The organism is Halorhabdus tiamatea SARL4B (genome assembly GCF_000470655.1).
Lineage (GTDB): Archaea > Halobacteriota > Halobacteria > Halobacteriales > Haloarculaceae > Halorhabdus > Halorhabdus tiamatea.
On sequence record NC_021921.1, the window covers coordinates 860,270 to 884,569 of the forward strand.

Sequence of the window (24,300 nt, forward strand, 5' to 3'; positions counted from 1 at the left end):
TACTGTCGATCACTCCGGCGTGACGTATTCGACGCCCGTCGGTTCGCTTTCGCCACGCTCGATCACGATAGTGCCGGAGAGCTTGTTGAACACGCGGACGTACTCGCCGCCCATCGCGAGCCAGCCGATCAGGCAGTCGAGCGGGAGCAGAAAGGCCTTGCCGAAGGCCTGGATAGCGGCGGTGAGATAATCGATGTCCGCGCCGCGTTCGTCGGTGACGGCGATGTTCATGAGGAGTTTCCCGGCTGATTGCCCGCCGTAGCCTTCGAGGACGGTCCAGTAGAGCCAGAAGCCGAGGCCGTTGACGCTCAGGAGTGGCAGCGTCATCGGAACGCCGCCGACAGAGAACGAGTAGACGCCGGCAATATCGCCCAGTGTCGAGCTCACGGCACCGACGAGGATGACGTCGATCAACCACGCGAAAAAGCGGTCCTCCCAGGACGCGAGGTGGATTTTCGTCTCGTCTGTCGATCGGTCCCCGTCGTACGCGGATGTATCAGCGGCCATCTTACTATGTCACGTCTCAGCGGCGAGTGATAACGCATGCGACCGGCGCGATTGCTCACGTGCGGACGGCTCCACGTGAACTGATGGCGCGTCGTCGGGCCGGCCATTCAAGAGCGTCGCCCCCATCCGGTCGGGTGATGACAGCGGTGGCCGACGAGCGGGACGTACCGACCAGAAGAGAGGGTCCCGTCCGGCGAAAGGGCGGCTCGAACGTGGCCGAGACACGCGAGAAGCGATGACCGAGCGGCGACGTCTCGCGGTCGTCGTCTGGGCGGTACTTGTCTCGCAGGTGTTCCTGTATCCAGGGCTGGAAGGCCTCGTCGGTGCCCTGGGCGGCGGGAATTCTATCCTGGCACGGACGTGGTTTCTGGTCGCCGAGTTCGGCGCGTTCGTCACCGTCGCGGTCGTGTGGGGCCTGGCGAGCGACGCGCTCGGCCGGCGGACGCCGCTGGTCGTCGCCGGTGCCCTCGGCGGCGCGGCGAGTTATCTGGGGGTCGCGTTCGCCCCACGGCTCGGCGTGGGCTTCGACGGTGTGCTGGCGCTGCGGGTCCTCGGCGGCGCGTTCACCATCGGGGCGTTCTCGCTGTCGATCACGAAATTGATGGATCTGTCAGGCGGTCACGGCCGGAACATGGGTGCTGCCGGTGCCGCGATCGGGTTCGGTGCGGCACTCGGATCGACGACTGGCGGCTTGCTGTCCACGATCGATCCGCTCGCCCCGCTGTACGCGGGGGCGGTCGTCCTCGGCGAGGCGGCGCTGCTCGCGGCGACGGTCCCGGACCGGACGCCCGAGGGCGGCATCGAACTCGCGCCGCTTCTCGATCGACTGCGCGGCCGGCCGGCGCTGTTGGTGCCCTACGCGTTCGGGTTCATCGATCGCCTGACGGCTGGCTTCTTCGCACTCACTGGCGTCGCGTATTTCACTGACGCGTTCGATGTCGGACCGGCAGTCGCAGGCGTGACACTGGCGTTGTTTTTCCTGCCGTTCGCGGCCCTGCAGTACCACATGGGACAGTTCTCGGATCGAGTCGGTCGGTTTGTCCCGGTGGTCGTCGGGTCGCTTCTTTACGGCGTCACGATCATCGCTGTCGGCCTCGCGCCGGTGTTCGTCCTCGCGGCGGCGCTGATGGTCGTCGTCGGCGTCTGTGGCGCGGCGGTCGCGCCGGCGACGATGGCCCTGGTCACCGATCTGGTTCCCGCGAGCGAGCGCGGCGCGGCCATGGGCGGGTTCAACGTCTTCGGCAGCCTCGGCATGCTCTCGGGCTTTCTCGTCGGCGGCGTCGTCACCGATCGCTATGGGTTCCTTGCGGCATTTCTGACCGCCGGCGGACTCGAGATCGCGATCGCACTGGTGGCGTCAAGAAGCGTCTATCGGATGGCTGACGGACAGCTGTGGGCCACAGAAGAAGGTTGAGTCGGGCGGCCAGACAGCCCTGTCAGCGCAGTTCGACGACTATCCGATCGGCTTCCCCGTCGCGAATCCGTCGGCTGTACGGCTCGCCGATCGTCGCGCCGTCGACCTCGACGGTCTCGCCGTCGCCGGACGCCGTCCGGCTGTCCGAGGGACTGTGTCCCTCGCCGTCGGCAAATTCGACGGTCACGCTCGCCGGAGAGACGCCGTCTCCGAACGTGTTTTCGTTCGCAGGGTTGCGGTACTCGACGGTGGTCTCACCCAGGAACGTGCCCGTGAGCCGCCCGTCGTCGAACAGCCAGGCGGGGAGCTTGGGGTCGAGCGTCAGCGTGAGTTCGCCGTCCTCGAGGGCGAAGGGGTGCTCGCCGAACAGCATGTGATGGAGCATGCTGAGGAACTCGACCGTCGAGCCGGTCAGCCGGGCGACGAACCCGCGGCCGTGCATCGACTCGTCGGGGTGATCGCTGGAGACGAGGAACGAGGAGTTCTCGAGCGGACTCCGGCCGTACTGCTCGGGGTCCTGGAACGGGATCGCCGCCGCACGGAAGTCCGCGAAGAACTCCTCGTAGAGGCCGGCCCGCAGCAGCGCCTTGAGGTACTTGTACTCCATGTGGAGCCAGATGGACTCGTTCTCGAGCCAGCCGGGCGTGAACGTCCGCGCGCGGCCGATCTCGAACGGTTGGCCGGAGAGGTCGGCGTTGACCTTGTACATCCCCAATTGCTCGTCGTAGAGCCCGCTGTCTCTGACTTGCTCGTAGATGGCCGCGGCGTTGTCGGCCTCGGCACCGCTTTTGAGTGCCCGGACCGGGCCTTCGAGGAACAGCGGGAGGGCCTCGGGTTCGAAGGATTCAACCTCGACGAAGGGGCCGGGATGATCGAGGTCCTCCGGGACGTCGCCGACCTCGCGTTCGGTGTAGTCCGCGACGTGGAACCGGAAGTAGGTCGGGACCTCGCCGTCGTTGCGTTCCTTGGCGCGATCGATGCCCTCCCCGACCTTCTGCTCGAAGGCCGCGAGTGCGTCGTCGAGTTCGCCGAGAGAGACGTCGACGGTCTCGCCGTCGAAGCCCCAGTGGACGCGGTCGCGGTACGTCTCGCGGGCGGTCGCGACGCGGTCCCAGTAGGTGTGATCGCGCTCGACGCGGTCGGTCTCGCGGTACCACGAAAGCGCCTCGCGGACCGCCTCCAGCAGATCGTATATCTCGACGGGGAGCGTGAGACTGTCGACGTCTTCCGGGGCGGTCTCGATGGCGTCCCGGACCATCGCGAGCAGCCGGGAGAGTTCATAGGTCTCGGGCATCGACGACCCGAAGATCGCCGGGAGCCCGGCCATGGCGTCGTCCCAGCCGGGATTGCCGGCCTCCATCTCGATCCCCATCCCCTTCGGGTCCATCGTCGCGAACTTCACCAGCCCGAGGGTGGTCAGCTTCCCGAGGAGGGTCGTCTCGAAGACCTCGCCGTGCCCGTCGTCGGTGCGGACCGCGAAGGGTCGGGCGTCACGGGACTCGATAAGTTCGCGCTTCTCGTCGTCGAATGCGAGCGGGTTGGCCTGCCGGACCGCGCCGTCGATCTCGACGTACTTCAGCGTCCGTGGGCGGACCTTGACGTGGGTGTCCTGGAAGGTGTACGCCTCGCGGCCGAAGAAGAGGTCGGCTTTGCGGTCAGGGTAGATGTCGAGGTACTTCTCGATCGAATCGAGGTTGTACGTCCAGTGGTCGACCCAGTAGCCGTCCCCGAAGGCGGTTTCGAAGTGCCGGGTCGCCTGCTCGAGAGCGACCGAGAGGAACTCGTCGGGATCGACCGTCAGCCCGCCGTCCTCGACGATCGCGGCGGTGAGGAGTCCACCAGGGGTGAACGCGTCCTTGAGCGTCTCTTCGACGGCGTCCGGACCCTCGACCAGCTCGAGGATCGCATCGCGATCGTCGGGTTCGACGAAGAAGCGATTACCTTCCAGCACCAGCGGGTTGTAGCCGTCGGCCTGGAGGAGGTTCATGTAGGAGACGACGTTGAAGTCCTCGACGCCGGGCTCCAGCCAGACGTCCTCCCGGCGGTTCTGGAGGACGTCCCGGAAGTTGCCGTTGCCCTGGGAGTAGAACTCGGGGGCGACGTAGAAGTCGTTGTAGTCGCGTTCGAGATCGCCGTGTTTGCGCGAGTAGACGTGCTGGACGACGTCGTCCTCGCCGAGCAGGACCGGCCACCCGCCACGGAGGACGTTGTCGAAGAACGTCTGGCGGGTGTAGGCGTCGAAGGTGTCGTCGGCTGTCTCGACGGCGACGTGGTCGGTCAGATCGCGGGCGAGTTCGTTCGCGCGCTCGCGCTGCTCGGCGACGAAGTCGGCGTCGAGCCGATCGGCGTGCTCGAGTGCGCCCTCGTGGTCGGCGGCGTGGCCGACGAGCGCGTCGAGCGAGAGCGTCTCGCCCGGTTCGAGCGTCGTCTCGGTGCCGAAAAAGCCACACGGCGTCCGACCGACCGTGATCTGGTCGGCGTCAGAGAGCGCGTCGAGGCCGCCTTCGAGGAACGGGCCGGGGCGCTCCAGCGTGGTGTCCTGCCCGAAGACGACGTCCGGATCGACGAAGGGGTCGAGGCGTTCGCCGTCGCTGACGGCCGTGTAGAAGTGCCCGCCCTCGACTGCTTCGAGCGTCGCGTCCTCGCCCATCGTCGGGTTGGCCTGATAGAAGGGGACGCCCGACTCGAGGTGGGAGACAGCCATCCAGGCTTCGGCAGTCCGGGAGACGTTCTTGAGTTCGGCGTCCTCGACGCCGGCGGGGACGACGACGGGGAGGCCATCGAGCACCGAGAGGTCGATCGTCTCTTCGCCGACGTTTTCGATCGTGACCTCCCGGATGAGTCCGGCGAACGGCTCTTCGGTCACGGTGAAATACCGGACGGTCGTTTCCAGGCCGTACGCGTCGTGAGTCTCGACGATCTCGAGTTCGTTCGCGCCGACGTGCATGTCGCGGTCGCCATCGGAGTCAGGTGCGAAGGGTTCGTAGAACGTCCCGTCGACGTCGAGGAACGTCCGGAATCCGACGTCGTGGGTCTGTCGGTAGGCCTTGTTCGCCGGCAGGAACTCGGTGATCGCGCCGTCCTTGTCCCCGACGCCCATGCTGGTGATGGCCTGCCCGCGATTGACGTACAGGACCCACAGCGGGATGCCCATCTCGCCGGCGATGCCGGGCAGGAAACTCGCAAACGGGTCGCGGTCGGCGTAGTCGGTGATGACGAAACGGTCGCGGTCGTCGAACGAGTGTCGGTCCATGATTGTGTGTAGGTGGTGTCTGACCGTCGGTCCTTATTCGAGCGTGACGTCGACGTCGTGGACGGCCTCGCTGTCCAGGCCAGTCACGACCTCGCGGTCGATCACGACGCCGTCGTCGGTGCGTTCGAAGTCGACGCTGTCTCCGTTCAGCGAGACGGCAGTGATCTCGTAGTCGCCGACGTCGGCGTTCTCGGGGTTGTGGTAGGTCACGTCGAGTCGGCGGTCGGCGAACTGGCAGGTCACGGCCGCCTCGCCGTCGTCGAACTGCTCGGCCAGGAGTTTCGGTTCGAGGCGCAGGTCGCCGAGTCGGCCCTTCACGCCGAAGACCTCCGTGACGGTCGTCAACAGCAGCCAGCTCCCCGAGCCAGTCAGGAACGTGTACATCCCGCGGCCGCGCTCGCTGAAGTACTCCGGGATGCCCGGGTAGATCCGGCTGACTTCGAAGTCCTTGCTCTGCTCGTAGATGCCCGAGAGGACTCTGTGGCCGGCCTCGACCTTCCCGCGGCGGTAGAGGGCGTTAGCGTACATGACGGCCATGTGGCTGAACATCGCGCCGTTCTCCTTGTGCCCGAACGCGAAGCCGAAGCCACGCCCGAGGTCGGTCTTGAGCTCGTCGAAGTCGGTGTTCAGGCGGTAGCCCCGCATCTTCGGCTCGTAGAGGTACTCGTCTGCGGCCTCGACGATGGCGTCGGCCTGGTCGTCGGTCGCAACCCCGCCCATCAGGGTGAAGACCTGGCCGGTCAGGGTCATCCGGACGCCGTTGTCGTGGTCGCCCTCGACGCGCCGGCCGCTGTCGTCGTAGTAGCCGTTGAACCACTGGTGGCCGTCTTCGTCCTCGATGAACTCCTGGTCGCGCAACTGCTCGTAGAGCCACTCGGCCTTTTGCTCCAGGTCGGCAGCCAACTCCTCGATCGCGACGGTGGCTTTCTCGCCGGAGACCGTCCGCTCCCAGGTGTCGAGATAGTCGTCGAGTCGCGCCTGCTTTGCCTCGGGATCGTCGTAATCGACCGGCTCGGAGAGCGTATCGAGCAACGTCTGCAGCTCCCGGGCGATCTCGATCTCCTCGACGTCGAGTTCGGCCCGAAGCGCGTCGAGGACGTCGCTCATGTCGCGGAGGTTCCAGGCGTACAGCGCGGTGAACGCGACGCTCTCGCCGCGTTCGGGGGCCATGTCCATGGCGTCGTTCCAGTCGGCGTCCTCAAGGCGCATCACGTTGTGCTCGCCGACGTTGAAGAACTGCGTGAGGTGCTGGACGAGGAGGTGCTCCAAAACGGTGCCCTCATAGATCTCGCCGTCGTCGGTGTAGAGTTCGGTGCCGTCCTCGGGCGACCACGCCTCGTCCTGTTCGCTGGCCCGATCGACGTGGAGGTCTTTGTAGTATTGCTGGTCGCGCAGCAGGAACTGTAGGTCGCCGCTGAGATCCAGGTAGAAGCGGGTCGTCAGCCACGGCCAGGCACCGTGGTCCATCCAGACGCGAGGGATGTTGTTCCGGTCGGCTGTGAACTCGCCCGGTTCGTCGCCGATGATCGTGGCGTTCGACCCGTCGAAGCGGACGCCCGCGAAGTTGTTGTACAGCAGGTCGGTGACGTTGTCAGGTTCAGTCAGCAACAGCGAGAGGATGTCCTGCCAGAGGTCACGCCAGCCACGGCCGCCGCGCCCGTAGTCGTGATAGGGCAGGAAGGAGTTGCCGAAGAGGCGACGGAAGACGGGCTGGAGGGTGACCCATCGCATCCACTGATCGAAGGTGTCGTCGCCGGTGTCGAACTCGACGGCACTCGATTTCTCGCGCCAGTGATCCTGACAGGCAGCGAGTTCCTCGGCGACGGCCTCGCTGGAGCCATAGCGCTCGACCAGAGTTGCGGGGTCGGGATCGTCCGTCCAGATGGTCTGGATGACGACGTACTCGGCGGTCTCGCCGGGTTCGAGTGCCGTCGTCTCGAAGCGGAGGCCGCCGAGGCTCTCGTAGCCGTCGACCTCGGTGCCGGCTGAGACGCCCGCGAGATCCTCGACGACGGCCTCGGGCCACTCGAGGTTGCCCCCCTCGCCGATGAAGTCCTCGACGACGGGGTAGAAGCTCTCGGGGGCCGTCCCGTCGGCTTCCGTGCCGAGGACGCCGTAGGTCGTCTCGTTTCGCGTGTGACCCCGCTCGTCGAACGAAAGGGTCGGGCGCACGAGGACGCCGTACTCCTCGGTCCAGGTCTCCTGAAGCAGCGACGTGACGTGACGGTGGTCCCGGATGTTGTCGGCGGAGCGACCGTAGATGGGGACGGCCGCCGTCGGCGTGATCGTCTTCGTCTTCTCGCCGGTGTTCGTGACGGCCACGCGCATCAGTTCGACCATGTCGTCCCGTACCGGTGCGAAGTTAGTGATCTCGGCGCGCAATCCGCGCTCGTCGTTCTCGCGGGTAATCTCGTGATACAGCAGGCCGCCCTCCATCGAGACGGACTCCGCGCCGCCGGGGCGTTCTTCGGGAATCTGTGTGGCGCTGTTGCCGGCGGCCGACCACGGCCCCACGCCGTGTTCGCACACCCAGAAGTTCCGGGCGGTGCGCTTGTTGTGGAGGTTCTCGACGGCGGTCGGCGGCGTCAGGAACTCGTGTTGGCTCGCGTTGATGTCACCGTGAAGTTTCGGCGTGATCGCCGACATGATCCCGGCCTCGTTGACCAGCGGGAAATACAGGTAACTCGACCGCTGGGGGTCAGCCAGTCGAAACGTCCCCACGTCGTCGACGAACGCCCAGGGATCGACGTTCGTATCGATATCGTGTAAGTGTCGCTTCGCCATACATCGAATGACGGAAACGGGACTTGAATAACTTTCTAACGCGTTTCCCCGGGACGCCAAATATTTGATACGAGACGTGTCGTCCCCAACTTAACGGATTTCGTATGTATAGACGAACCGACGTTTTTTCGCATAGCCGGGGGTTTGAGCGGCTGATCGGGCCAGCATCCGGCATCGTGGCTGCTTTTGGGATGAAATTATTCTGCAAAGATTAAATGGGCACGGGGTGTAGCGGTGGGTATCATGGAACTCTCAGACGAACGGCTCGACCAGTACGTCGACGACGACCGCCGCGCGGAGATCGACGAACGTGTCGAATCGTCACTCGAAGAAATGACTGTCGAGGAGAAAGTCGGCCAGCTCAACCAGCGCTCAGTACACTTCATCACGGGGACCGAAGACGAGGGAGACGAACTCGAGGGCGCAATCGCCGACGGCGAGGTCGGGTCGTTGCTGAACGTCACCGACCTCGAGACGAAACGCCGGCTGCAGGAACGCGCCGTCGAGGAGAGTCGCCTCGGGATCCCACTCCTGATCGGCTACGACGTTATCCACGGGTATCGGACCGTCTTCCCGACGCCGCTGGCACAGGCCGCCTCCTGGAACCCCGAACTGGCGGAGCGAGCCGAGCGGATCGCCGCCACGGAAGCCAGCGCCGACGGACACAACTGGACGTTCGCGCCGATGGTCGACGTCTCGCGTGACCCACGGTGGGGCCGAGTCATGGAAGGGGCCGGTGAGAGCCCGGTACTCGGGAGTGCCTTCGCCAGGGCGCGCGTCCGGGGCTTCCAGGGCGAGGACCTGAGCGCGCCGGATACGGTTCTGGCGTGTGCGAAACACTTCGCCGGCTACGGCGCTGTCGAGGGCGGCCGGGAGTACAACACCGTCAACGTCTCGGAGACGGCCCTCCGCGAGCGCCACCTCCCGCCGTTCGCGGCCAGCGTCGAGGAAGGCGTCGGGTCGGTGATGAACGCCTTCAACGTCCACGAGCGGATCCCGGCGAGCGGCAACGAATCGCTCGTCGACGGAATCCTCAAAGGCGAGTGGGACTTCCCGGGGCTGGTGGTCTCGGACTGGGCGTCCTTCCGCGAGCAGATCCAGCACGGGACCGCGAGTGACCGCCGTGAGGCCGCGCGCAAGGCGATCCAGGCCGGCTCCGACATCGACATGGCGAGCGAGGTCGTCGTCGACGAACTCGCCGATCTCGTCCGCGACGGAGACGTAAGCGAGGACCGACTCGACGACGCCGTCCGTCGCGTTTTGACCGTCAAGGGGTTGCTCGGCCTCTTCGAGGATCCCTACCGATACTTCGACGAGCAACGTCGCGAGGAGGCGATGCTCACAGCGCAGCACCGTGACGCCGCCCGCGAGGCCGCCCGGCAGTCCTTCGTCCTGCTGGAAAACGAGGACGACCGGCTCCCGCTTGACCCGGCCGACGACGTCGCCGTGATCGGCGCGCTGGCCGACAGCGCCGAGGACGCCCTCGGAGCCTGGAGTTTCGAGGGGCGGTCCGAGGACGTCATCACGATCCGGGACGGACTCGAATCGTTCCTCGATCGCGAGGTCGCGTACGCGCCCGGATACAGCCTCCCCAGCGAAGTGACAGACGAATCGATGCCTGGCGAAGTGACGGACGAATCGCTCGAGGCGGCGGTCGACGCGGCGACCGACGCCGACGTGGCCGTCGCCGTCGTGGGTGAACCGGCCGACATCACGGGCGAAGCCGCGAGCCGGAGCCAGATCGACCTGCCGGGCGACCAGCGGCGACTGCTCGAGGCACTCGGAGAGACCGACACGCCCGTCGTGGCCGTGCTCATGAACGGCCGGCCGCTCGCGATCGAGTGGCTGGCCGAGTCGGTGCCGGCGATCCTCGACGTCTGGCATCCCGGCGTCGAGGGCGGCCCGGCCGTCGCCGAGACGCTGTTCGGCGAGGCCGTCCCGGGCGGCCATCTGCCGATGAGCGTCCCCTACAACGAGGGCCAGATCCCGGTCGCCCACGACCGGCTGCCGACGGGCCGGCCGCCGGGAGACGGCGTGAGAGACTACGCGTCGAAGTACCTCGACGTGCCCAACGAACCGCTGTACGCCTTCGGCCACGGCGAAAGCTACACCGACTTCGCCTACACCGATCTGACGCTCTCTTCGAACGCGCTCTCGCCCGGCGAGACGCTCGAGGCGACCGTCACGGTCGAGAACATCGGCGACATCGCCGGCCGCGACGTCGTCCAGCTGTACGTCCAGGATCTCGTGGGGAGCCGGTCGCGACCGGAGAAGGAACTGGTCGGCTTCGAAACCGTCGATCTGGAGCCGGGCGAAACGGCGACCGTGACCGTCGAACTCGGCGAACGCGACCTGGCGTTCTGGACCGCCGACGAGGAGTGGGCAGCCGAACCCGGCGAATTCGAGCTCATGGTGGGCCACGCCGCCGACGACATCGTCCACACCGAGCGGTTCGAACTCCGAGAGTAGGCCGAGATCGCCGACCGAGACGTTGCGTCCACCGGCACATCAAAGTAAGTGGCTTGCGTCTGGCAATCTATGGACGCTATTGTCCTGGCAGGCGGGTTCGCGACGCGACTGTGGCCGATCACTCGCAACCGGCCGAAGATGTTCCTGCCGATCGGGGACACCACAGTGATCGACCGCATCTTCCGTGAACTCGAAGCCGACGACCGGATCGAGGACGTCTACGTCTCGACCAACCAGGAGTTCGCCTCGGAGTTCCGCAAACACCTCGCGGACTCACCCTTCGAGAAACCGACCGTCTCCGTCGAGGAGGCCCGCGCGGAGGACGAGAAGTTCGGGGTCGTCGGCGCGCTGGGTGAACTCGTCGAGCGCGAGGGCGTCGACGACGATACGATCGTTATCGCCGGGGACAATCTGATCAGCTTCGATCTCTCGTCGTTCATCGACGCCTTCGAGGACAACGGCGGGCCGACCATCGCCGCCTACGACGTCGGCGACCTCGAGAGTGCGACCCAGTACGGCGTGATCGACGTCGAGGACAACCGCGTCGTCGCTTTCGAGGAGAAACCTGACGACCCACCGAGCACGCTCGTCTCGATCGCGTGTTATGCCTTCCCGGCCGAGACCGTCGGCCTCTTCGATACGTACCTCTCCGGGGAGAACAACCCCGACGAACCCGGCTGGTTCATCGAGTGGCTCATCGACCGCGAGCCGGTCTACGCCTTCCCCTTCGAGGGGGCCTGGTTCGACATCGGGACCCCGGACGGCTACCTCGACGCCGTCTCGTGGTACCTCGACGGCGGGACGCTCGTCGCCCCCGGCGCGACCGTCGAGGAGTCGGAGCTCGGCGAGAACGTCCACGTCATGGACGGCGCAACCGTAACTGATTCGAAACTCGAACGGTCGGTCGTGTTCCCGGACGCGACCCTCGAACGCTGTCGGATCGTCTCCTCGCTCGTCGACGAAGAGACCGAACTCGAAGACGTGAGCCTCTCGAACGCCCAGATCGGGGCCCACACCTCCCTCACACAGACGCCACCGGACGACTGGGTGTGGGAGCAACACCGCGACTCCGAGTAAGGGCTCGACGCCATTTTCGAGACGGACACCCCAATCGCCGGAGCCAACAGTGAAGTACGGGCCCGTCCAATCGCAGACGACGAATGGTACCAAAGGTTCTGATGCTCGGCTGGGGGTTCCCGCCAAACGTGAGTGGCGGTCTCGATACCGCCGTCGGCGAGATGTTCGAACAGTTCGACGCCCGCGAGGACGTCGAGATCGAACTCGTGTTGCCGGCCGAGTACGCCCCGGATCGAGCGGGCATTTACGGCGTCCCGACGGGCGAAGGGAGCGTTGCCGATCGCATCAACCGGCTGGCCGACGAGTTCGTCGAGTACGCCGCCGACGCCGATATCGTCCACACCCACGACTGGTTCGGCTACGGGCCAGGCAAGGCGGCACAGGACGCCCACGACATCGAGTGGGTGACGACGTTTCACTCGCTGACCAGCGACCGCAATCGCATCCCTCCCGAGCGCGAGTTACAGACCGAACAACGAGTCGTCGACCGGTCTGATCACCTGATCGCCGTGAGCGAACTCACCCGCCGTGAAGTACAGGAACACTACGGCGGCGATTCCCGAGTCATCCACAACGGCTTCTCCAGCGTCGAGACCACCGGACGGGACGTCAAAGCGGAGCTAGATATCGACGGCGAGATGCTGTTTTTCGTCGGGCGACACACCCACCAGAAGGGAATCGAACACCTCGTCTACGCGCTGGATCGCCTCGACGCCGAGGACGTCACGCTCGTGGTCGGCGGAACCGGCCACCTCACCGAGCGACTGGAGCGCTTCGTCGAACTGCTGGGGGTCGAGGACATGGTCGAGTTCGTCGGCTACGTCCCCGAAGCGGAGCTGGGCGATTACTACGCCAGTGCCGACGCGTTCGTCTCGCCGTCGCTATCGGAACCGTTTGGCATCACGATCGTCGAAGCGCTGTCGGTCGGGACGCGAGTGGTCGCCTGTGAGTCTGGCGCGGCCGAAGTCCTGCCAGAGGGCTGCATCGTCGAGGTCGAACCGGACTCGCGGTCGATCGCGAACGGGATCAGACGCGCACTCGCGGCCGGCCCGTTACCCGATTACGAGGAGCGGACCTGGGAGACCGTCGCCGACGAACACGTCACGTTCTACCGCGAGATCCTCGCGGACTGACCTACCGGACAGGGAGGAGTGATCAGCGCAGGAACCGCACGTCGGTCGCGGGTTCTGGATGGACGAGCCGAAAGCCGTCGTCGGTCGGCACGATACCGTACGCCTCCGAACGCCGAGTTGTGCCATTGTCGTCGTCGGAAAGTCCGTCGTAGGGGCTGTCAGTGGCCATCCCCTCGTAGGGACTGTCGGTAGAAATGCCCTCGTAGGGACTGTCGGTGGCCATCCCTGCGTAGGGACTCTCAGTGGCGATGCCTTCGTACGGGTTGTCGGTCGTGATCCCCTCGTAGGGACTCTCAGTCGGAATGCCCGCGTAGGGACTGTCGTCGTGGGCTTTCGACCCCACATCGGCCTCGCCAGTGGCCGTCTCGGGCGGGAGATAGACACGTTCGCCCGAGGCGGAGTTGACGACGACCGCCGCGTCGTGGGTCCCCTCGACGACGACGACCGTTCGATCGGTCTCGATCGTCGTCGTGACGCGAACGTCGGGCGCGTCCCCGCCTGCAGGTTTCGAAGTCATACGTGCACGTCCGGCGAGTCCGGACTTAAGGGTTCGGACGAATGAGGCCACAGAGACGAAAAACGGGGCGAGTGTGCGTCGACGACAGTCTCACTCGACGGACTCGACGACGATCCGATGGGCCTCGACGTCCTCGACGAGTGCGCCCCAGCCGCCGACGTCGACCGTGCCATCGTCGGTTTCGAGGACGATCGCGACGCGATTACCGTAGGAACTGATCGGCGTCGTCTCGAGGTTGACGTGATCGGGACCCACGATGACGTCCTTGACCGTCCCCTCGATGACGCGCCGATCGCCCGTCTCGGTGTCGGCCCCGTCGACGCGAAGCCGAACCGTCTTGCCGTCGTCGATCAGCGGCGCGATGTCGCGGATGCAGTACCGGATCTCTAAGTACTCCTGGGTGTCGTCCTCGGCGGCGACGACCGGCTCCCAGTTGTCCCACTGCGTCGTCAGGAAGAACCAGTAGAAGACGTAGGCGTGAGTCTGGTCGTCGACGATGAGGCCGTACTCGTTGGTCGAACCCTCGTGGGGCGCGAAGTAGGCCTTCTTCCGGTCGACGATCGCCACGAACGGCGAGGAGAGTTCCCGGTGACGCGCCTCGGTACAGACGTCGGCGACCGTCTCGGGGTCCGGGACCGATTCAGACTCGCCGTCGGTGGTGATCGCGAGATTGACGGCCACGCCGTTGTCCGTCGCCGCTCGCAGCGCCGGCCGCAGCACCTCGAAGGTGTCGGGATTGACGGTGAGCTGGATCTGGTTTTCGGCGTTCTCGATCGCCTCGGCCGCACTCTCCAGGACCGTCTCGAAGCGCGTGACGACGTTGACGACGCTCTCCTCCATCCGGGGTTTCTCCCAGCGGCGTTCGATCTCATCGACGGCCCGCGAAAAGCGGGTCGCACGGTCGTCTAAACTCTCCTGGAGCGCCTCGAAGTCGTGGACACGCGCCCGGAGGGAATCCTGCTCGTAGGTCTCGACGTAGCCCGCTTTCTCGAGGTCGCGCAACACGTCGTAGATCCGGGGGTCGGGGACGTCGCTCTCCTCCGCGAGGTCGGTCGCGGTCGCCGACCCGAGTTCGAGCAACGCGACGTAGGCGTCGGCCTGGTACGGCGAGAAGCCCGCCTCCTCGAGGATCGAAGTGAGTTCCGACTCGTTCATGAGCGATACCTCCAACGGGGACAGCGTGACTCGCCGAGAGCGTGACGCTGTCGCTCGCCCCCGACGAGTCGACGTCGGTTCATGTACATACCAATGTGTAATGGTCGATATAAGGACGTTGACTTCTGACAGGAGACGGCGTCGACGGGTCTCGATCGGCGGCGCTCGGACCGCCGTCTCGCGGTTCGAGATATCGCCAGCGTGGCTCCAGCGTGGGTTGTCATCCGTGGGCCTCCAGTTTCTCGGGCGGACAGTCAGTACAGCCCCTCTCTGTCCTCGGGCTGGTCCGATTGCTGCTCCGGTGGGTGCTCGTTCCGGCCGCGACGATACGCCCGCAGCCCGGGGATGATCTTGTTCTTTACGTCCAGGGCGAACGAGACGATCCCGTAGATCCAGAAGAAAAACAGGATCGTGAACCCGCCGTAATACAGGACCGGGACGAGACTACTCATCGGAGATCAGTCCGCTGTACTCCCCGTAGGGTCCGAGGTAGATTCCGCCGGGGCCGTGACGTCGTGAACGATGGCATTCCCCGAGGCGGTGTCGAAGAGGTGGACTTTCGTCCGGTCCATCACGACGGAGACGGACTCGCCGATATCGAGATCGACGTCCGGGTCGACGCTCATCAGGAGCTGGTCCGAGGCGGTCGCGACCGCGTCGCTGGTGCGCAACTCGCCGGTCTGCTCCGAGAGCGTGAGGTAGACGAAGATCTCGTCACCCATCGGCTCGGTCACGTCGACCGTCGCCTCGATCACGTCGGTGGTCGAGACGCCCGGTGCGTTCTCGACCTGGTAGATGTCCTCCGGACGGACACCCATCGTCACCTCGTCGCCGACGTCGAGGTCGGCGGCCGCGTCGTCGACGGCGACGTCGAAGTGCTCGGTCTGGATGCCTGTCTGGGTCATCTCGCCCTCGACGAAGTTCATCGACGGCGACCCGATGAACCCGGCGACGAAGAGGTTCGCCGGCTCGTTGTAACAAGTCAGCGGAGGGTCGATCTGCTGGAGATGCCCGTCGTTGATGACGGCGATGCGATCGGACATCGTCATCGCCTCGGCCTGGTCGTGGGTGACGTAGATGATCGTCGTATCCAGCTCGTTGTGCAGGCGCTGGAGCTCGGTCCGCATGTGGACCCGGAGTTTCGCGTCCAAGTTCGCCAGTGGCTCGTCCATCAGGAACACCTCGGGATCGCGGACGATCGCACGCGCGATCGCGACACGCTGTTGTTGGCCACCCGAGAGTTCACTGGGTTGGCGTTCGAGGAGCCCCTCGAGCTGGACGATGTCGGCCGCCTGCTCGACGCGGCGGTCGATCTCGTCTTGCTCGAAGTTCCGGAGCCGGAGCCCGAAGGAGATGTTCTTATAGACGTTCATGTGCGGGAACAGCGCGATGTTCTGAAAGACCATCGCGATCCCGCGGTCCTTCGGGGGCAAGCGCGTGACGTCGCGGTCGCCGATGTGGACCGTCCCCTCCGTGGGCTTCTCGAGGCCGGCGATCGTCTCGAGGGTGGTGGATTTCCCACACCCCGAGGGGCCGACGAGACAGACGAACTCGCCGTCTCTGATGTCGAGGTTCATGTCCTCGACCGCGATTTCGTCCCCGTACTGTTTCGTGACGCCGTCTAGTTTGACTCGTGCCATAGCTCGTAGTCAGTCCGTGTGATCGTCTGTGACGTGAGTGTGATCGTTCGTCGAGTGGTTGTGCTCATTCTTTGAGTGCTCCCTGTGTCAGCCCGCTCACGATGCGTTCCTGTGCGACGATGACGAGCAGGACGACGGGGAGGACCCCGACGATGCTCGCCGCCGCCATCAGGTTGAACGACGTGGTGTACTGGGTCTGGTAGCTCAGGATCCCGCCGACGAGCGGCGACCAGTTCCCCGGCGTGTTCTCCAGTGCCATCAGCGAACTGAAGAAGTACTCGTTGTAGACGCTGATAAACGTCAACACGGCGGCCGTCGCCAGCCCGGGGGCCGAAAGCGGCATGATGACCCGGACGAGCGCGCCCAGCCGCGTCGTCCCTTCGACCCTGGCGGCGTCCTCGAGGCCGTCCGGAATCTGGCCGTAGAACGTCGTCAGGATGAAGATCGACAGCGGCAAGAACAGCGCGCTGAACGGCGTGATCATCGCCCACGGCGTGTTGACGATCCGTGGGATCGAGAACAGCTCGATCCCGAGGAACGGGACGACGATAGCGTTCCCGAGGAACGCGTCGAACAGCGGGATGAGGAACGCCGCTGGCGGGAAATACGAGATGGCCAGCACGATCAACATCAACGCCCCACGACCGGGGAACTCCAGGCGACCGAAGACGTACCCGGCCAGTGACGCGATGATGAGGACGAAGATCGTCGTCACCGTCGCGAGGACGAAGCTGTTGAACACGTAGAGGTGGAACGGGATCTGCTGGAACACCTCGACGAACGCCCCGATATTGAATCCCTTCGGATGGGGGAAGTCGATGCCGATCACCGGCAGCGACCAGTCGCCGGCCAGGATCTCCGAGTTCGGCGTCAGCGCGAGGACGAACAGCCAGTAGAAGGGGAACAACGTCGTGATGAGGAAGAACGCTGCGGCGACGTAAAACAGCGCCCGGTAGAACCGCTCGCGGACGTCCTCGTCGTGGATCACCCGACGGACGTAATTGGCGATCCCGCCGCCCGATTCAGTCGTCTCGGAATCGCTCTGTGGTGTGACTGACATGTTAGATACTCCCCTCCTTGTACTGCTGGTAGATGATGCCTGAGACGGCGATCGCGATGATCGCGGCCGTCACGAACGCGATCGCCGAGGACAACCCGCGGTGGGTGTTGAACGTCTCGACGACCATACACGAAAGCGACGGGACCGTCGTACACGTCGAGACGGAGTCGATCAGCCCGTAGACCCGGAGTGCACCGACCATTCGGAAGAGGACGGCGATGCCGAGTGCGGGCAAGACGAGCGGGAAGGTGATGTACCGGAACTGTTGCCAGCGGGTCGCGCCGGCGACCTTCGCGACGTCGTAGAGGTTCCGGTCGATGCTCTGGAGGCCGGCGAGGATCAACAGCGCCATGAACGCCGTCGTCTTCCAGATGTCACCGACGGTAATGATGAGGAACGCGCTCGTCGGGTCGTTGAGCGTGTTCCGGGCCGCGACGATCCCGTAGGGGGCCAGCCAGTCGGTCATGAAGCCGGCGCTGGGGTGGAACATCAGGAAGAAGATGATCCCCTGGATGACGACCGGGATCGCCCACGGGATGATGATCGCGGCGCGAACCCAGCGTCGCCCGCGGTACTCCTTATCGAGGATGAGCGCCTGGCCGAACCCGATGATCGTCTCGAAGAAGACGCTGATGAACGCGAACAAAAGCGTCACGACCAGCGCGCTCCGGTAGATGCCGGCGGCGTGGACGAACGGGAACTCGCCGTTGACGGTGATGTCCGGCAGGAACGTCACCTCGCCGGCGAGTTGACTGTCGGCCGCGCCCGTAAACAGGTTCACGTAGTGGTCGATCCCGACGAACTCGGGGGGCGACTGTCCGAACCAGTCGGTGAACAGCGAGAACTCGAACGTCCGCAGGAGCGGGTACAGCGCGATCGCACTCAAGATGAGCAGGAGGGGTATCAACAGCAGGTACGCGAACGTCGTCTCGCCCAGGTTCTCGAGCCACCGCGTGGCTGCCACGAGTGGCCCCGAGCGCCTGGTTTCGCGTTCGAACCCTGTCTCGTCCCCGCTCATCGTTAGGCGGACTCTTCGATGTCTTCGATGGCGCTCTGGAGGTCAGCGGCGGCGGCTTCGGGCGTCTTCTCGCCGGCGACCGCCCGGTTGACCTGCTCTGCGATCGTCGTCGACTGCGTCGACCACACGGACGTCGAGGGGCGGGGCATCGCGTTCTGGCCGACCACGCGCAGCGTGTCCATGTGGTTGCCCACGACGCCGACCTGTTCGGGGTCGGTCGCGGTCTCGGACTCGAACATCGACGGCTTCGGCGGCAGCCATCCCTGGGCCTCCATCATCCCGAGCATGAAGTCCTCCTCGGTCATCGCCTCCATGACCTGCACCGCGGCGTCCGTGTTGTCGGTGTAGGGGTTGAGCGCGACGTGCCAGCCACCCTGTGCGGAGTTCGAGCCGCCGGTACCGGGCTGGTTGCCCTCGCCCCGCTCGACGGCGTAGGGAATCGGCATCGACCCGATCGACCCCGCGCCCTCTGGGAGGGCCTCGTAGTCGTCGCCCTCGGCCTCGATGAGCGCGTACGGCCAGTTGCGGTGGAAGGCCGCCTCGCCCTGGAGGAACGGCGACAGCGCCGAGTTCTCGGTGTACTGGATGATGTCCGGGTCCGCCAGACCCACGGGGTAGTCGTCGTGAGTTATCTCGTCTTCTTCGTCGGTGGCGAAGGTGTACATCATCCGCAGGCCCTCGATGACCTCCGGTTCGTCGATGGTGATCGGTCGGTCGCCGACCGGACCAAAGAGATTCTCCCGGCCGCCGAAGTACGCGCCGCCGAAGGAGGTCATGACCTCGTTCCAGGTACAACAGGAGGTTCCGACGTAGATGTCCCACTGGGTGGTAAAGCCGTACTCGGCGTCGGAGGCCTCGGTGATTTCCTGAACGAGGTCGGCCCACTCGCTCCAGGTCATCGGTTCGGTCGACCACGTCTCGAAGTCCTCGTCAGTGTAGCCGGCCTCCCGGGCGTACTCCTTGTTGTACATCATCGTCGCGAAGTCCGGAAAGAGGGGCACCCCGTAGAGGTCGCCGTTTTGGCCCCGGACGGTGTCCGAGAACGGACCGAAGTACTCGTCTTCGATCGTGCTCACGACGTCGTCACTCAGCGTCTCGGTGACGTTTTCGAGGAGCCCCCGGTTGATGAGGATATTCGCCCAGCCGTTGTCCACCATCATCAGATCCGGATTGCCCTCTTCGGCCTGGAGGAGTTGGAGGTACTGATCGCGCTGTGCGCCACTCGCCTCTTCCTGCTCGTTCCAGTCGATCGTGATGTCGTCGTCGACGCCGTTCTCGTGGAGGAGTTCCGGCATCCGATCTTTGACGTTATCGATCGACGTCGTCCCCATACCGATGGAGACGGTGGTGCCGTCGGAGTCGCCGCCGTCACCGTAACAGCCTGCGAGCCCCATCGCCACGCCTGCTCCGCCGGCAGCTTTCACGAACGTTCGTCGGGAAACGTTCCGGTCGACACTGTCGCGGCCAGATGGTTTGTCCCCATCCATAATTGGGGTTTTGCATGTATAGCCACTTATAGATAACGCCTGGTGTTAATACTTCTACTGTCATTATTTCTTCACAGTTGTTCATTATCGTCTCGTGACCGGTCCATGAGGCGACGAGAGCCGGGTTCAGACACGTCACACGGTAACAATATCCACGGATACGGAGGGTGTAGGGAAACAGCGGTAATTATGAAATAGTTACAGGAATTGCGGCCTCAGAGTGGTACTTCCCCCGAGCACTCGGCCGTCGGCAGTCCGAGCCCGGTCAGGACAGTAGCGCCTCGACGGCGTCCCGGTCCGGAAGCGCAGCCATCGCGCCGGTGTCTGTCGTCGCGAGCGCGCCGACACCGGCGGCGAACTCGACCGCGTCGGCGAGTGTGCCACGCTCCTGGAGTGCGGTGATCGCCCCGGCGAGGAAGGCGTCGCCCGCGCCCGTGGTCTCGACGACATCGACGTCGAAGGGCGACTGGTCGGCAGTCGCCGCCCCCCACGGAGCCGCTTCGGTCGCCCGGGCGTACGCGCCGTCGCCGCCCTGGGTCAACAACACGGTGTGTGGCCCGTACTCGCTGATCGCGGCCGCAGTCGCTTCGACGTCGGCGGGATCGTCGAGCAGGAAGGCGAGATCCTCGCGGTCGGTCTTGACGACGTCGGCCAGTCTCACCGCTCGCTCGATCGTCTCGATCAGGACGGACTGGTCAGGCCACAGGTCAGCCCGCGTGTTCGGGTCGAAGGAGACGGTACAGCCGTGATCGTTCGCCCGCTCGACGAGGTCGAACATCGCCGACCGGGCCGGTTCCGCCGAGAGCATCACGCCGCCGAAGTGGACCCACTCGACCGCGCAGAGTTGCTCGTCGGACACCGTGCCCGGTTCCATCGCGAACGTCGCCGTCCCCTCGTTGAAGAACGTAAACGACTGGTCGGCGTCGGGATCGTCGGCGACGAGGGTGTGGGCCGTCTTGCGCTCGTCGTCGACGGCGATCAACGAGTCGGGCACGCCGTTGGCATCGAGGACGTCGAGCAAGTGCTCGCCGAAGGGGTCGTCACCGAGTCGCGTCCACAGCAACGGTGGCGATCCCAGCCGGGCCATCCCGACCGCGACGTTCGCCGGCGCGCCGCCCGTCGCCCGCCGCAGCGTCTCGACGTCCGCGAGTCGGCCGCTTTCCGTCGGAAACAGGTCGATCAGTGCCTCTCCCGCGACGAGAACGTTCGAATCCGTCATGGTACACCGTTGGGCGAACGCACCGAAAGCGTTTGCCTCGGCCCGTCAACTGCCTCTGGGCCAAACGGTCGCCAAAACTGAACGACGCCGACGATCGAATAGTAAGGAAGTTTTTGTATACACCTGTAATAATTATTGAGCTCAGTGGCTGTCTAGTGGTTTTCGGGAGTTAGCAGACCTATACGTTCGGAAATAAAGAAACCAATGCACTTTTGTGCCAGTGCTCGTTATGTACGTCAAATGAATACTCCGACAGCGACTTCCGAGGAACCGGGCCGCATCGCGTATTACACCATGGAGATCGGGATTCAGAACGATCTTCACACGTACAGTGGCGGGCTGGGCGTGCTCGCGGGCGACACGATCCGGTCGTTCGCCGACCTGGGCGTCGAGGGAGTCTGTGTCACGCCACTCAACGAGGAGGGCTACTGCAAGCAGACCCTAGAGGAAGACGGCTCCCAGATCAGCGACGCGGACCCCTGGCCGGTCGAGGAGTACGCCGAGCCCCTCGACGTCGAGGTGACCGTCGAGATCTACGGCCGCGACGTTCGCGTGACGGCCTGGCGCTACGATGTCGTCTCCGAGCAGAGCGGCGAGACCGTCCCCGTGATCTTCCTCGATACGGACGTCGAGGGTAACGACGACGACGCGCGACGCTACACCAAGCGGCTGTACGCGCCGGGCCACGGCGACGACTTCACGCTCGCCCAGGAACTCGTCCTCGGAGTCGGTGGAACCCGGATTCTCGACGAACTGGGCTACGACGTCGACACCTACCACATGAACGAGGGCCACGCCGCCTTCCTCACCGCCGAGTTGCTCGCCCGCAACGACATGGACGAAGCGGCGGTCCGCGAACAATGTGTCTTCACGACGCATACGCCCGTCGAGGCCGGCCACGACGAGTTCGACTGGGGGCTCGTCGAGGAGATGGTCACCGATCCCGTCGCGCCCGACGACTTGCGGCCGTTCAGCCACGACGCGGGGCTGAACATGTCGCTGCTGGCCCTGAACCTCTCGTCGTACGCCAACAGCGTCGCCAAGAAGCACCAGGAGGTCTCACAGAACATGTTCCCCAAGTTCGAGATCGACGCCATCACCAACGGGGTCCACGTCCCCCACTGGATCGGCGACGCCTTCGGGGACCTCTACGACGAGCACATCACGGGCTGGCGGTCGAACCCCTACAAGTTCAAACACGCGACAGTACTGCCGAGCGAGGGGCTCTGGGACGCCCACCAGGCCCAAAAGCGCGAGACCATCGAGTTCATCAACGAGCGCGAGGGGTCGGATCTCGACCCCGAGACGCTGACGATCGGTTTCGCCCGGCGGGCGGCCCCCTACAAGCGGGCGAACCTCATCTTCTACAACAACGATCGGCTCCGACACATCGCCGAGAACGTCGGGGACATCCAGCTGGTCTTCGCGGGCAAGGCCTTCCCCGGCGACGAGAACGGCGAGCAGAAGATCCGGGACATCTTCCACAACGCCTGGCAGCTCAACGACGTCATCGAGACCCAGTACGTCGAGGACTACGACATGGAAGTCGGCGCGAAGCTGACCGAAGGCGTCGACGTCTGGCTCAACAACCCCCGTCGGCCGCTGGAAGCCTGTGGCACCTCCGGCATGAAGGCTGCCTACAACGGGATCCCGCAACTTGGAACCCTCGACGGCTGGTGGGTCGAGGGCCACATCGAGGGCGAGACGGGCTGGAAGATCGGCCCCGATCCAGAGGAGAGCACGCCCGACCAGACGACCGACGAGGAGGAGACCCGCCAGGACGCGATGGCGCTGTACAACCAACTCGAGAACGAGGTCATCCCCACCTACTACGACGACCGCGAGCGCTGGATCAAGATGATGCGCCAGACGATCGCGTTCAACGGTCCGTACTACCACACCCGCCGGATGGTCCGGGAGTACCTGCTGGACGCGTACACGAACTAGCGTCCTCGCGTCGGCGTCGGTCGCTCCGTTCCTGGCACAATCGCACACTTTCAAGCCGCTCCACCTCGAACCCCCGGCCATGTCCTTCGAGAGACAGAGCGGTGTTTTCCTGCACGTGTCGTCGCTGCCCGGTCCTGACGGGATCGGCACGCTGGGCCAGCCGGCCCGGGAGTTCGTCGACTTTCTAGTCGAGAGCGACCAGTCCCTCTGGCAGACCTGCCCGATCGGTCCGACCGACGCGGGCCAGGGCAACTCACCGTATTCGGCGTATTCGGCACGCGCCGGCAATCCGCTGTTTATCGAACTCGACCCGCTCGTCGAGGCGGGCTGGCTCGACGAGCCGGATCGCCCCGACTTCGACGACCGCGAAGTCGAATTCGGGCGCGTTCGCCCGTTCAAGCAGGGCGCGCTCCGGAACGCCTTCGCGGGCTTCGAGGAGCGCGCCGACGAGGACGCTCGGGCGGCCTTCGAGACCTTCCGAACCGAGAACGCCGAGTGGCTCGACGATTACGCCCTCTTCCGGGCGTTAGACGCGCACTTCGAGGCCGATACCTGGATGGACTGGCCCGACGACGCGAAGTTCCGCGACCCGGAGACCCTGGATCGCTACCGCGAGGAACTCGCCGAGGACGTTCGCTTCCGGCAGTTCTGCCAGTGGCGCTTCGAGCGCCAGTGGGCAGACCTGCGGGCTTACGCCCACGAGCGCGGGATCGACCTGGTCGGCGACATGCCGATCTACGTCGGGGCCAACAGCGTCGACGTCTGGGCCAACCCTGAGATATTCAAACTCGACGACGACCGCGAGCCGATCTACGTCGCGGGCGTGCCGCCCGATGACTTCTCCGACACCGGACAGCTCTGGGGGATGCCGGTCTACGACTGGGAGACCCTGGCCGAGCGGGACTACGACTGGTGGGTACAGCGCTTTGCGGGCCTGCTCGATCGCTTCGACGTCTTCCGGATCGACCACTTCAAAGGCTTCGAGAGTTACTACCAGGTCCCCGCCGAGGAGGACACCGCGATGAACGGCGAGTGGGTCTCGGGACCGGGCCGGGACTTCTTCGCGGCCGTCCGCGACCAGCTCGGCGAGTTGCCGATCGTCGTCGAAGACCTGGGTGCCATCACCGACGCGACGCGGGAACTCCGGGACGCCTTCGGGTTCCCCGGGATGCGCGTCGCGGGGATGGCCGACTGGTGTGACGCCGAGTCCACCCACCATCCCGCGAGCTACGACGAGCCCTCCGTCGCCTACACCTCGACCCACGACACGAGTACGACGGTCGGGTGGGTCAAGGACCTCTCGAAGAAACAACGGGAGTGTCTGTACTTCGCGGTCGATCACGAGGGCGGGCCGATCAACTGGGACGTCATCGAGACTGTCTGGGAGACGCCGGCGGTCATCACGTTCGCGCAGTTCCAGGACTTCCACGGCCTCGGCGACGAGCACCGCTTCAACCTGCCCGGGACCGCCACGGGCAACTGGAAGTGGCGGATGCTCGACTCGGAACTCGACTCCGCGGTCGCGGACCGACTCGCCGACGTGACCCGGAAGGCCGACCGGACTTGACCACTTCGGGGCTTCCACGGCCAGACTGGTCTGGGTAGTGTATGCGCACACTA

The 24,300-nt window shown here is 65.1% G+C and carries 17 protein-coding genes; 6 read left to right on the top strand and 11 right to left on the bottom strand.

Translation table 11 applies throughout. The features are described from left to right. Positions 1 to 9: 9 nt before the first annotated feature. A complete protein-coding gene (locus tag HTIA_RS04470) occupies positions 10 to 507 on the bottom strand; it encodes an RDD family protein (RefSeq protein WP_008525782.1) in 498 nt (165 codons plus the stop codon). 235 nt (positions 508 to 742) lie between these two features. On the opposite strand from HTIA_RS04470, the gene HTIA_RS04475 reads away from it, so the two are divergent. Continuing rightward, positions 743 to 1,921 (top strand): MFS transporter, encoded by a 1,179-nt coding sequence (locus HTIA_RS04475; RefSeq protein ID WP_008525784.1) that lies wholly within the window; start codon positions 743 to 745, stop codon positions 1,919 to 1,921. 22 nt (positions 1,922 to 1,943) lie between these two features. Here HTIA_RS04475 and HTIA_RS04480 read toward each other — a convergent pair whose 3' ends face one another. Further along, the gene (locus HTIA_RS04480; RefSeq protein WP_008525786.1) at positions 1,944 to 5,174 is read right to left on the bottom strand and encodes a hypothetical protein; all 3,231 of its coding nucleotides are present in this window, start codon (positions 5,172 to 5,174) and stop codon (positions 1,944 to 1,946) included. A gap of 33 nt (positions 5,175 to 5,207) precedes the next feature. After that, a complete protein-coding gene (locus tag HTIA_RS04485; RefSeq protein ID WP_020936056.1) occupies positions 5,208 to 7,958 on the bottom strand; it encodes a GH36-type glycosyl hydrolase domain-containing protein in 2,751 nt (916 codons plus the stop codon). Between the two features lie 243 nt (positions 7,959 to 8,201). On the opposite strand from HTIA_RS04485, the gene bglX reads away from it, so the two are divergent. From bglX to HTIA_RS04500, 3 genes are all read left to right on the top strand, one after another. Beyond that, entirely contained in the window at positions 8,202 to 10,427 is a 2,226-nt protein-coding gene (gene bglX / locus HTIA_RS04490) for a beta-glucosidase BglX (protein WP_008525790.1), read from the top strand. Positions 10,428 to 10,496: 69 nt separating this feature from the next. Next, a complete protein-coding gene (locus HTIA_RS04495) occupies positions 10,497 to 11,504 on the top strand; it encodes a sugar phosphate nucleotidyltransferase (protein ID WP_008525792.1) in 1,008 nt (335 codons plus the stop codon). 83 nt (positions 11,505 to 11,587) lie between these two features. Beyond that, on the top strand, positions 11,588 to 12,637 hold the full coding sequence (locus HTIA_RS04500; protein ID WP_021029425.1) for a glycosyltransferase family 4 protein: 1,050 nt from the start codon (positions 11,588 to 11,590) through the stop codon (positions 12,635 to 12,637). 22 nt (positions 12,638 to 12,659) lie between these two features. On the opposite strand, the gene HTIA_RS04505 is transcribed toward HTIA_RS04500, so the two are convergent. The 8 genes from HTIA_RS04505 to HTIA_RS04540 form a co-directional block, all read right to left on the bottom strand. Next, positions 12,660 to 13,154 (bottom strand): DUF7510 family protein, encoded by a 495-nt coding sequence (locus tag HTIA_RS04505; protein ID WP_008525795.1) that lies wholly within the window; start codon positions 13,152 to 13,154, stop codon positions 12,660 to 12,662. A 90-nt stretch (positions 13,155 to 13,244) separates the two neighbouring features. Beyond that, the gene (locus HTIA_RS04510; protein ID WP_020936058.1) at positions 13,245 to 14,309 is read right to left on the bottom strand and encodes a TrmB family transcriptional regulator; all 1,065 of its coding nucleotides are present in this window, start codon (positions 14,307 to 14,309) and stop codon (positions 13,245 to 13,247) included. A gap of 254 nt (positions 14,310 to 14,563) precedes the next feature. Beyond that, positions 14,564 to 14,761 (bottom strand): hypothetical protein, encoded by a 198-nt coding sequence (locus HTIA_RS04515; protein ID WP_008525799.1) that lies wholly within the window; start codon positions 14,759 to 14,761, stop codon positions 14,564 to 14,566. Positions 14,762 to 14,767: 6 nt separating this feature from the next. Further along, positions 14,768 to 15,949 carry an ABC transporter ATP-binding protein gene (locus tag HTIA_RS04520; RefSeq protein WP_008525801.1) on the bottom strand — a complete coding sequence of 394 codons (1,182 nt, stop codon included), beginning with the start codon at positions 15,947 to 15,949 and terminating at the stop codon, positions 14,768 to 14,770. 64 nt (positions 15,950 to 16,013) lie between these two features. Then, positions 16,014 to 17,009 carry a carbohydrate ABC transporter permease gene (locus HTIA_RS04525; RefSeq protein WP_008525802.1) on the bottom strand — a complete coding sequence of 332 codons (996 nt, stop codon included), beginning with the start codon at positions 17,007 to 17,009 and terminating at the stop codon, positions 16,014 to 16,016. Position 17,010: 1 nt separating this feature from the next. Next, entirely contained in the window at positions 17,011 to 18,027 is a 1,017-nt protein-coding gene (locus HTIA_RS04530) for a carbohydrate ABC transporter permease (RefSeq protein WP_008525803.1), read from the bottom strand. A 2-nt stretch (positions 18,028 to 18,029) separates the two neighbouring features. Next, positions 18,030 to 19,514 (bottom strand): extracellular solute-binding protein, encoded by a 1,485-nt coding sequence (locus HTIA_RS04535; protein ID WP_008525804.1) that lies wholly within the window; start codon positions 19,512 to 19,514, stop codon positions 18,030 to 18,032. 265 nt (positions 19,515 to 19,779) lie between these two features. Then, positions 19,780 to 20,733 carry a carbohydrate kinase family protein gene (locus tag HTIA_RS04540; protein WP_008525805.1) on the bottom strand — a complete coding sequence of 318 codons (954 nt, stop codon included), beginning with the start codon at positions 20,731 to 20,733 and terminating at the stop codon, positions 19,780 to 19,782. A gap of 240 nt (positions 20,734 to 20,973) precedes the next feature. Here HTIA_RS04540 and glgP point away from each other — a divergent pair, with 240 nt between their 5' ends. Together glgP and malQ are read left to right on the top strand one after the other, a co-directional pair. Beyond that, complete coding sequence (gene glgP, locus HTIA_RS04545) at positions 20,974 to 22,680, top strand: alpha-glucan family phosphorylase (RefSeq protein WP_008525806.1); 1,707 nt, start codon at positions 20,974 to 20,976, stop codon at positions 22,678 to 22,680. A gap of 79 nt (positions 22,681 to 22,759) precedes the next feature. Next, the gene (gene malQ, locus HTIA_RS04550) at positions 22,760 to 24,247 is read left to right on the top strand and encodes a 4-alpha-glucanotransferase (protein WP_008525807.1); all 1,488 of its coding nucleotides are present in this window, start codon (positions 22,760 to 22,762) and stop codon (positions 24,245 to 24,247) included. Positions 24,248 to 24,300 lie beyond the last annotated feature (53 nt).

What these genes read in the sequence shown, in the direction of transcription:
- HTIA_RS04470 (WP_008525782.1), bottom strand. Translation starts at nt 507, where the DNA reads ATGGCCGCTGATACATCCGCGTACGACGGGGACCGATCGACAGACGAG.
- HTIA_RS04475 (WP_008525784.1), top strand. Translation starts at nt 743, where the DNA reads ATGACCGAGCGGCGACGTCTCGCGGTCGTCGTCTGGGCGGTACTTGTC.
- HTIA_RS04480 (WP_008525786.1), bottom strand. Translation starts at nt 5,174, where the DNA reads ATGGACCGACACTCGTTCGACGACCGCGACCGTTTCGTCATCACCGAC.
- HTIA_RS04485 (WP_020936056.1), bottom strand. Translation starts at nt 7,958, where the DNA reads ATGGCGAAGCGACACTTACACGATATCGATACGAACGTCGATCCCTGG.
- bglX (WP_008525790.1), top strand. Translation starts at nt 8,202, where the DNA reads ATGGAACTCTCAGACGAACGGCTCGACCAGTACGTCGACGACGACCGC.
- HTIA_RS04495 (WP_008525792.1), top strand. Translation starts at nt 10,497, where the DNA reads ATGGACGCTATTGTCCTGGCAGGCGGGTTCGCGACGCGACTGTGGCCG.
- HTIA_RS04500 (WP_021029425.1), top strand. Translation starts at nt 11,588, where the DNA reads ATGGTACCAAAGGTTCTGATGCTCGGCTGGGGGTTCCCGCCAAACGTG.
- HTIA_RS04505 (WP_008525795.1), bottom strand. Translation starts at nt 13,154, where the DNA reads ATGACTTCGAAACCTGCAGGCGGGGACGCGCCCGACGTTCGCGTCACG.
- HTIA_RS04510 (WP_020936058.1), bottom strand. Translation starts at nt 14,309, where the DNA reads ATGAACGAGTCGGAACTCACTTCGATCCTCGAGGAGGCGGGCTTCTCG.
- HTIA_RS04515 (WP_008525799.1), bottom strand. Translation starts at nt 14,761, where the DNA reads ATGAGTAGTCTCGTCCCGGTCCTGTATTACGGCGGGTTCACGATCCTG.
- HTIA_RS04520 (WP_008525801.1), bottom strand. Translation starts at nt 15,949, where the DNA reads ATGGCACGAGTCAAACTAGACGGCGTCACGAAACAGTACGGGGACGAA.
- HTIA_RS04525 (WP_008525802.1), bottom strand. Translation starts at nt 17,009, where the DNA reads ATGTCAGTCACACCACAGAGCGATTCCGAGACGACTGAATCGGGCGGC.
- HTIA_RS04530 (WP_008525803.1), bottom strand. Translation starts at nt 18,027, where the DNA reads ATGAGCGGGGACGAGACAGGGTTCGAACGCGAAACCAGGCGCTCGGGG.
- HTIA_RS04535 (WP_008525804.1), bottom strand. Translation starts at nt 19,514, where the DNA reads ATGGATGGGGACAAACCATCTGGCCGCGACAGTGTCGACCGGAACGTT.
- HTIA_RS04540 (WP_008525805.1), bottom strand. Translation starts at nt 20,733, where the DNA reads ATGACGGATTCGAACGTTCTCGTCGCGGGAGAGGCACTGATCGACCTG.
- glgP (WP_008525806.1), top strand. Translation starts at nt 20,974, where the DNA reads ATGAATACTCCGACAGCGACTTCCGAGGAACCGGGCCGCATCGCGTAT.
- malQ (WP_008525807.1), top strand. Translation starts at nt 22,760, where the DNA reads ATGTCCTTCGAGAGACAGAGCGGTGTTTTCCTGCACGTGTCGTCGCTG.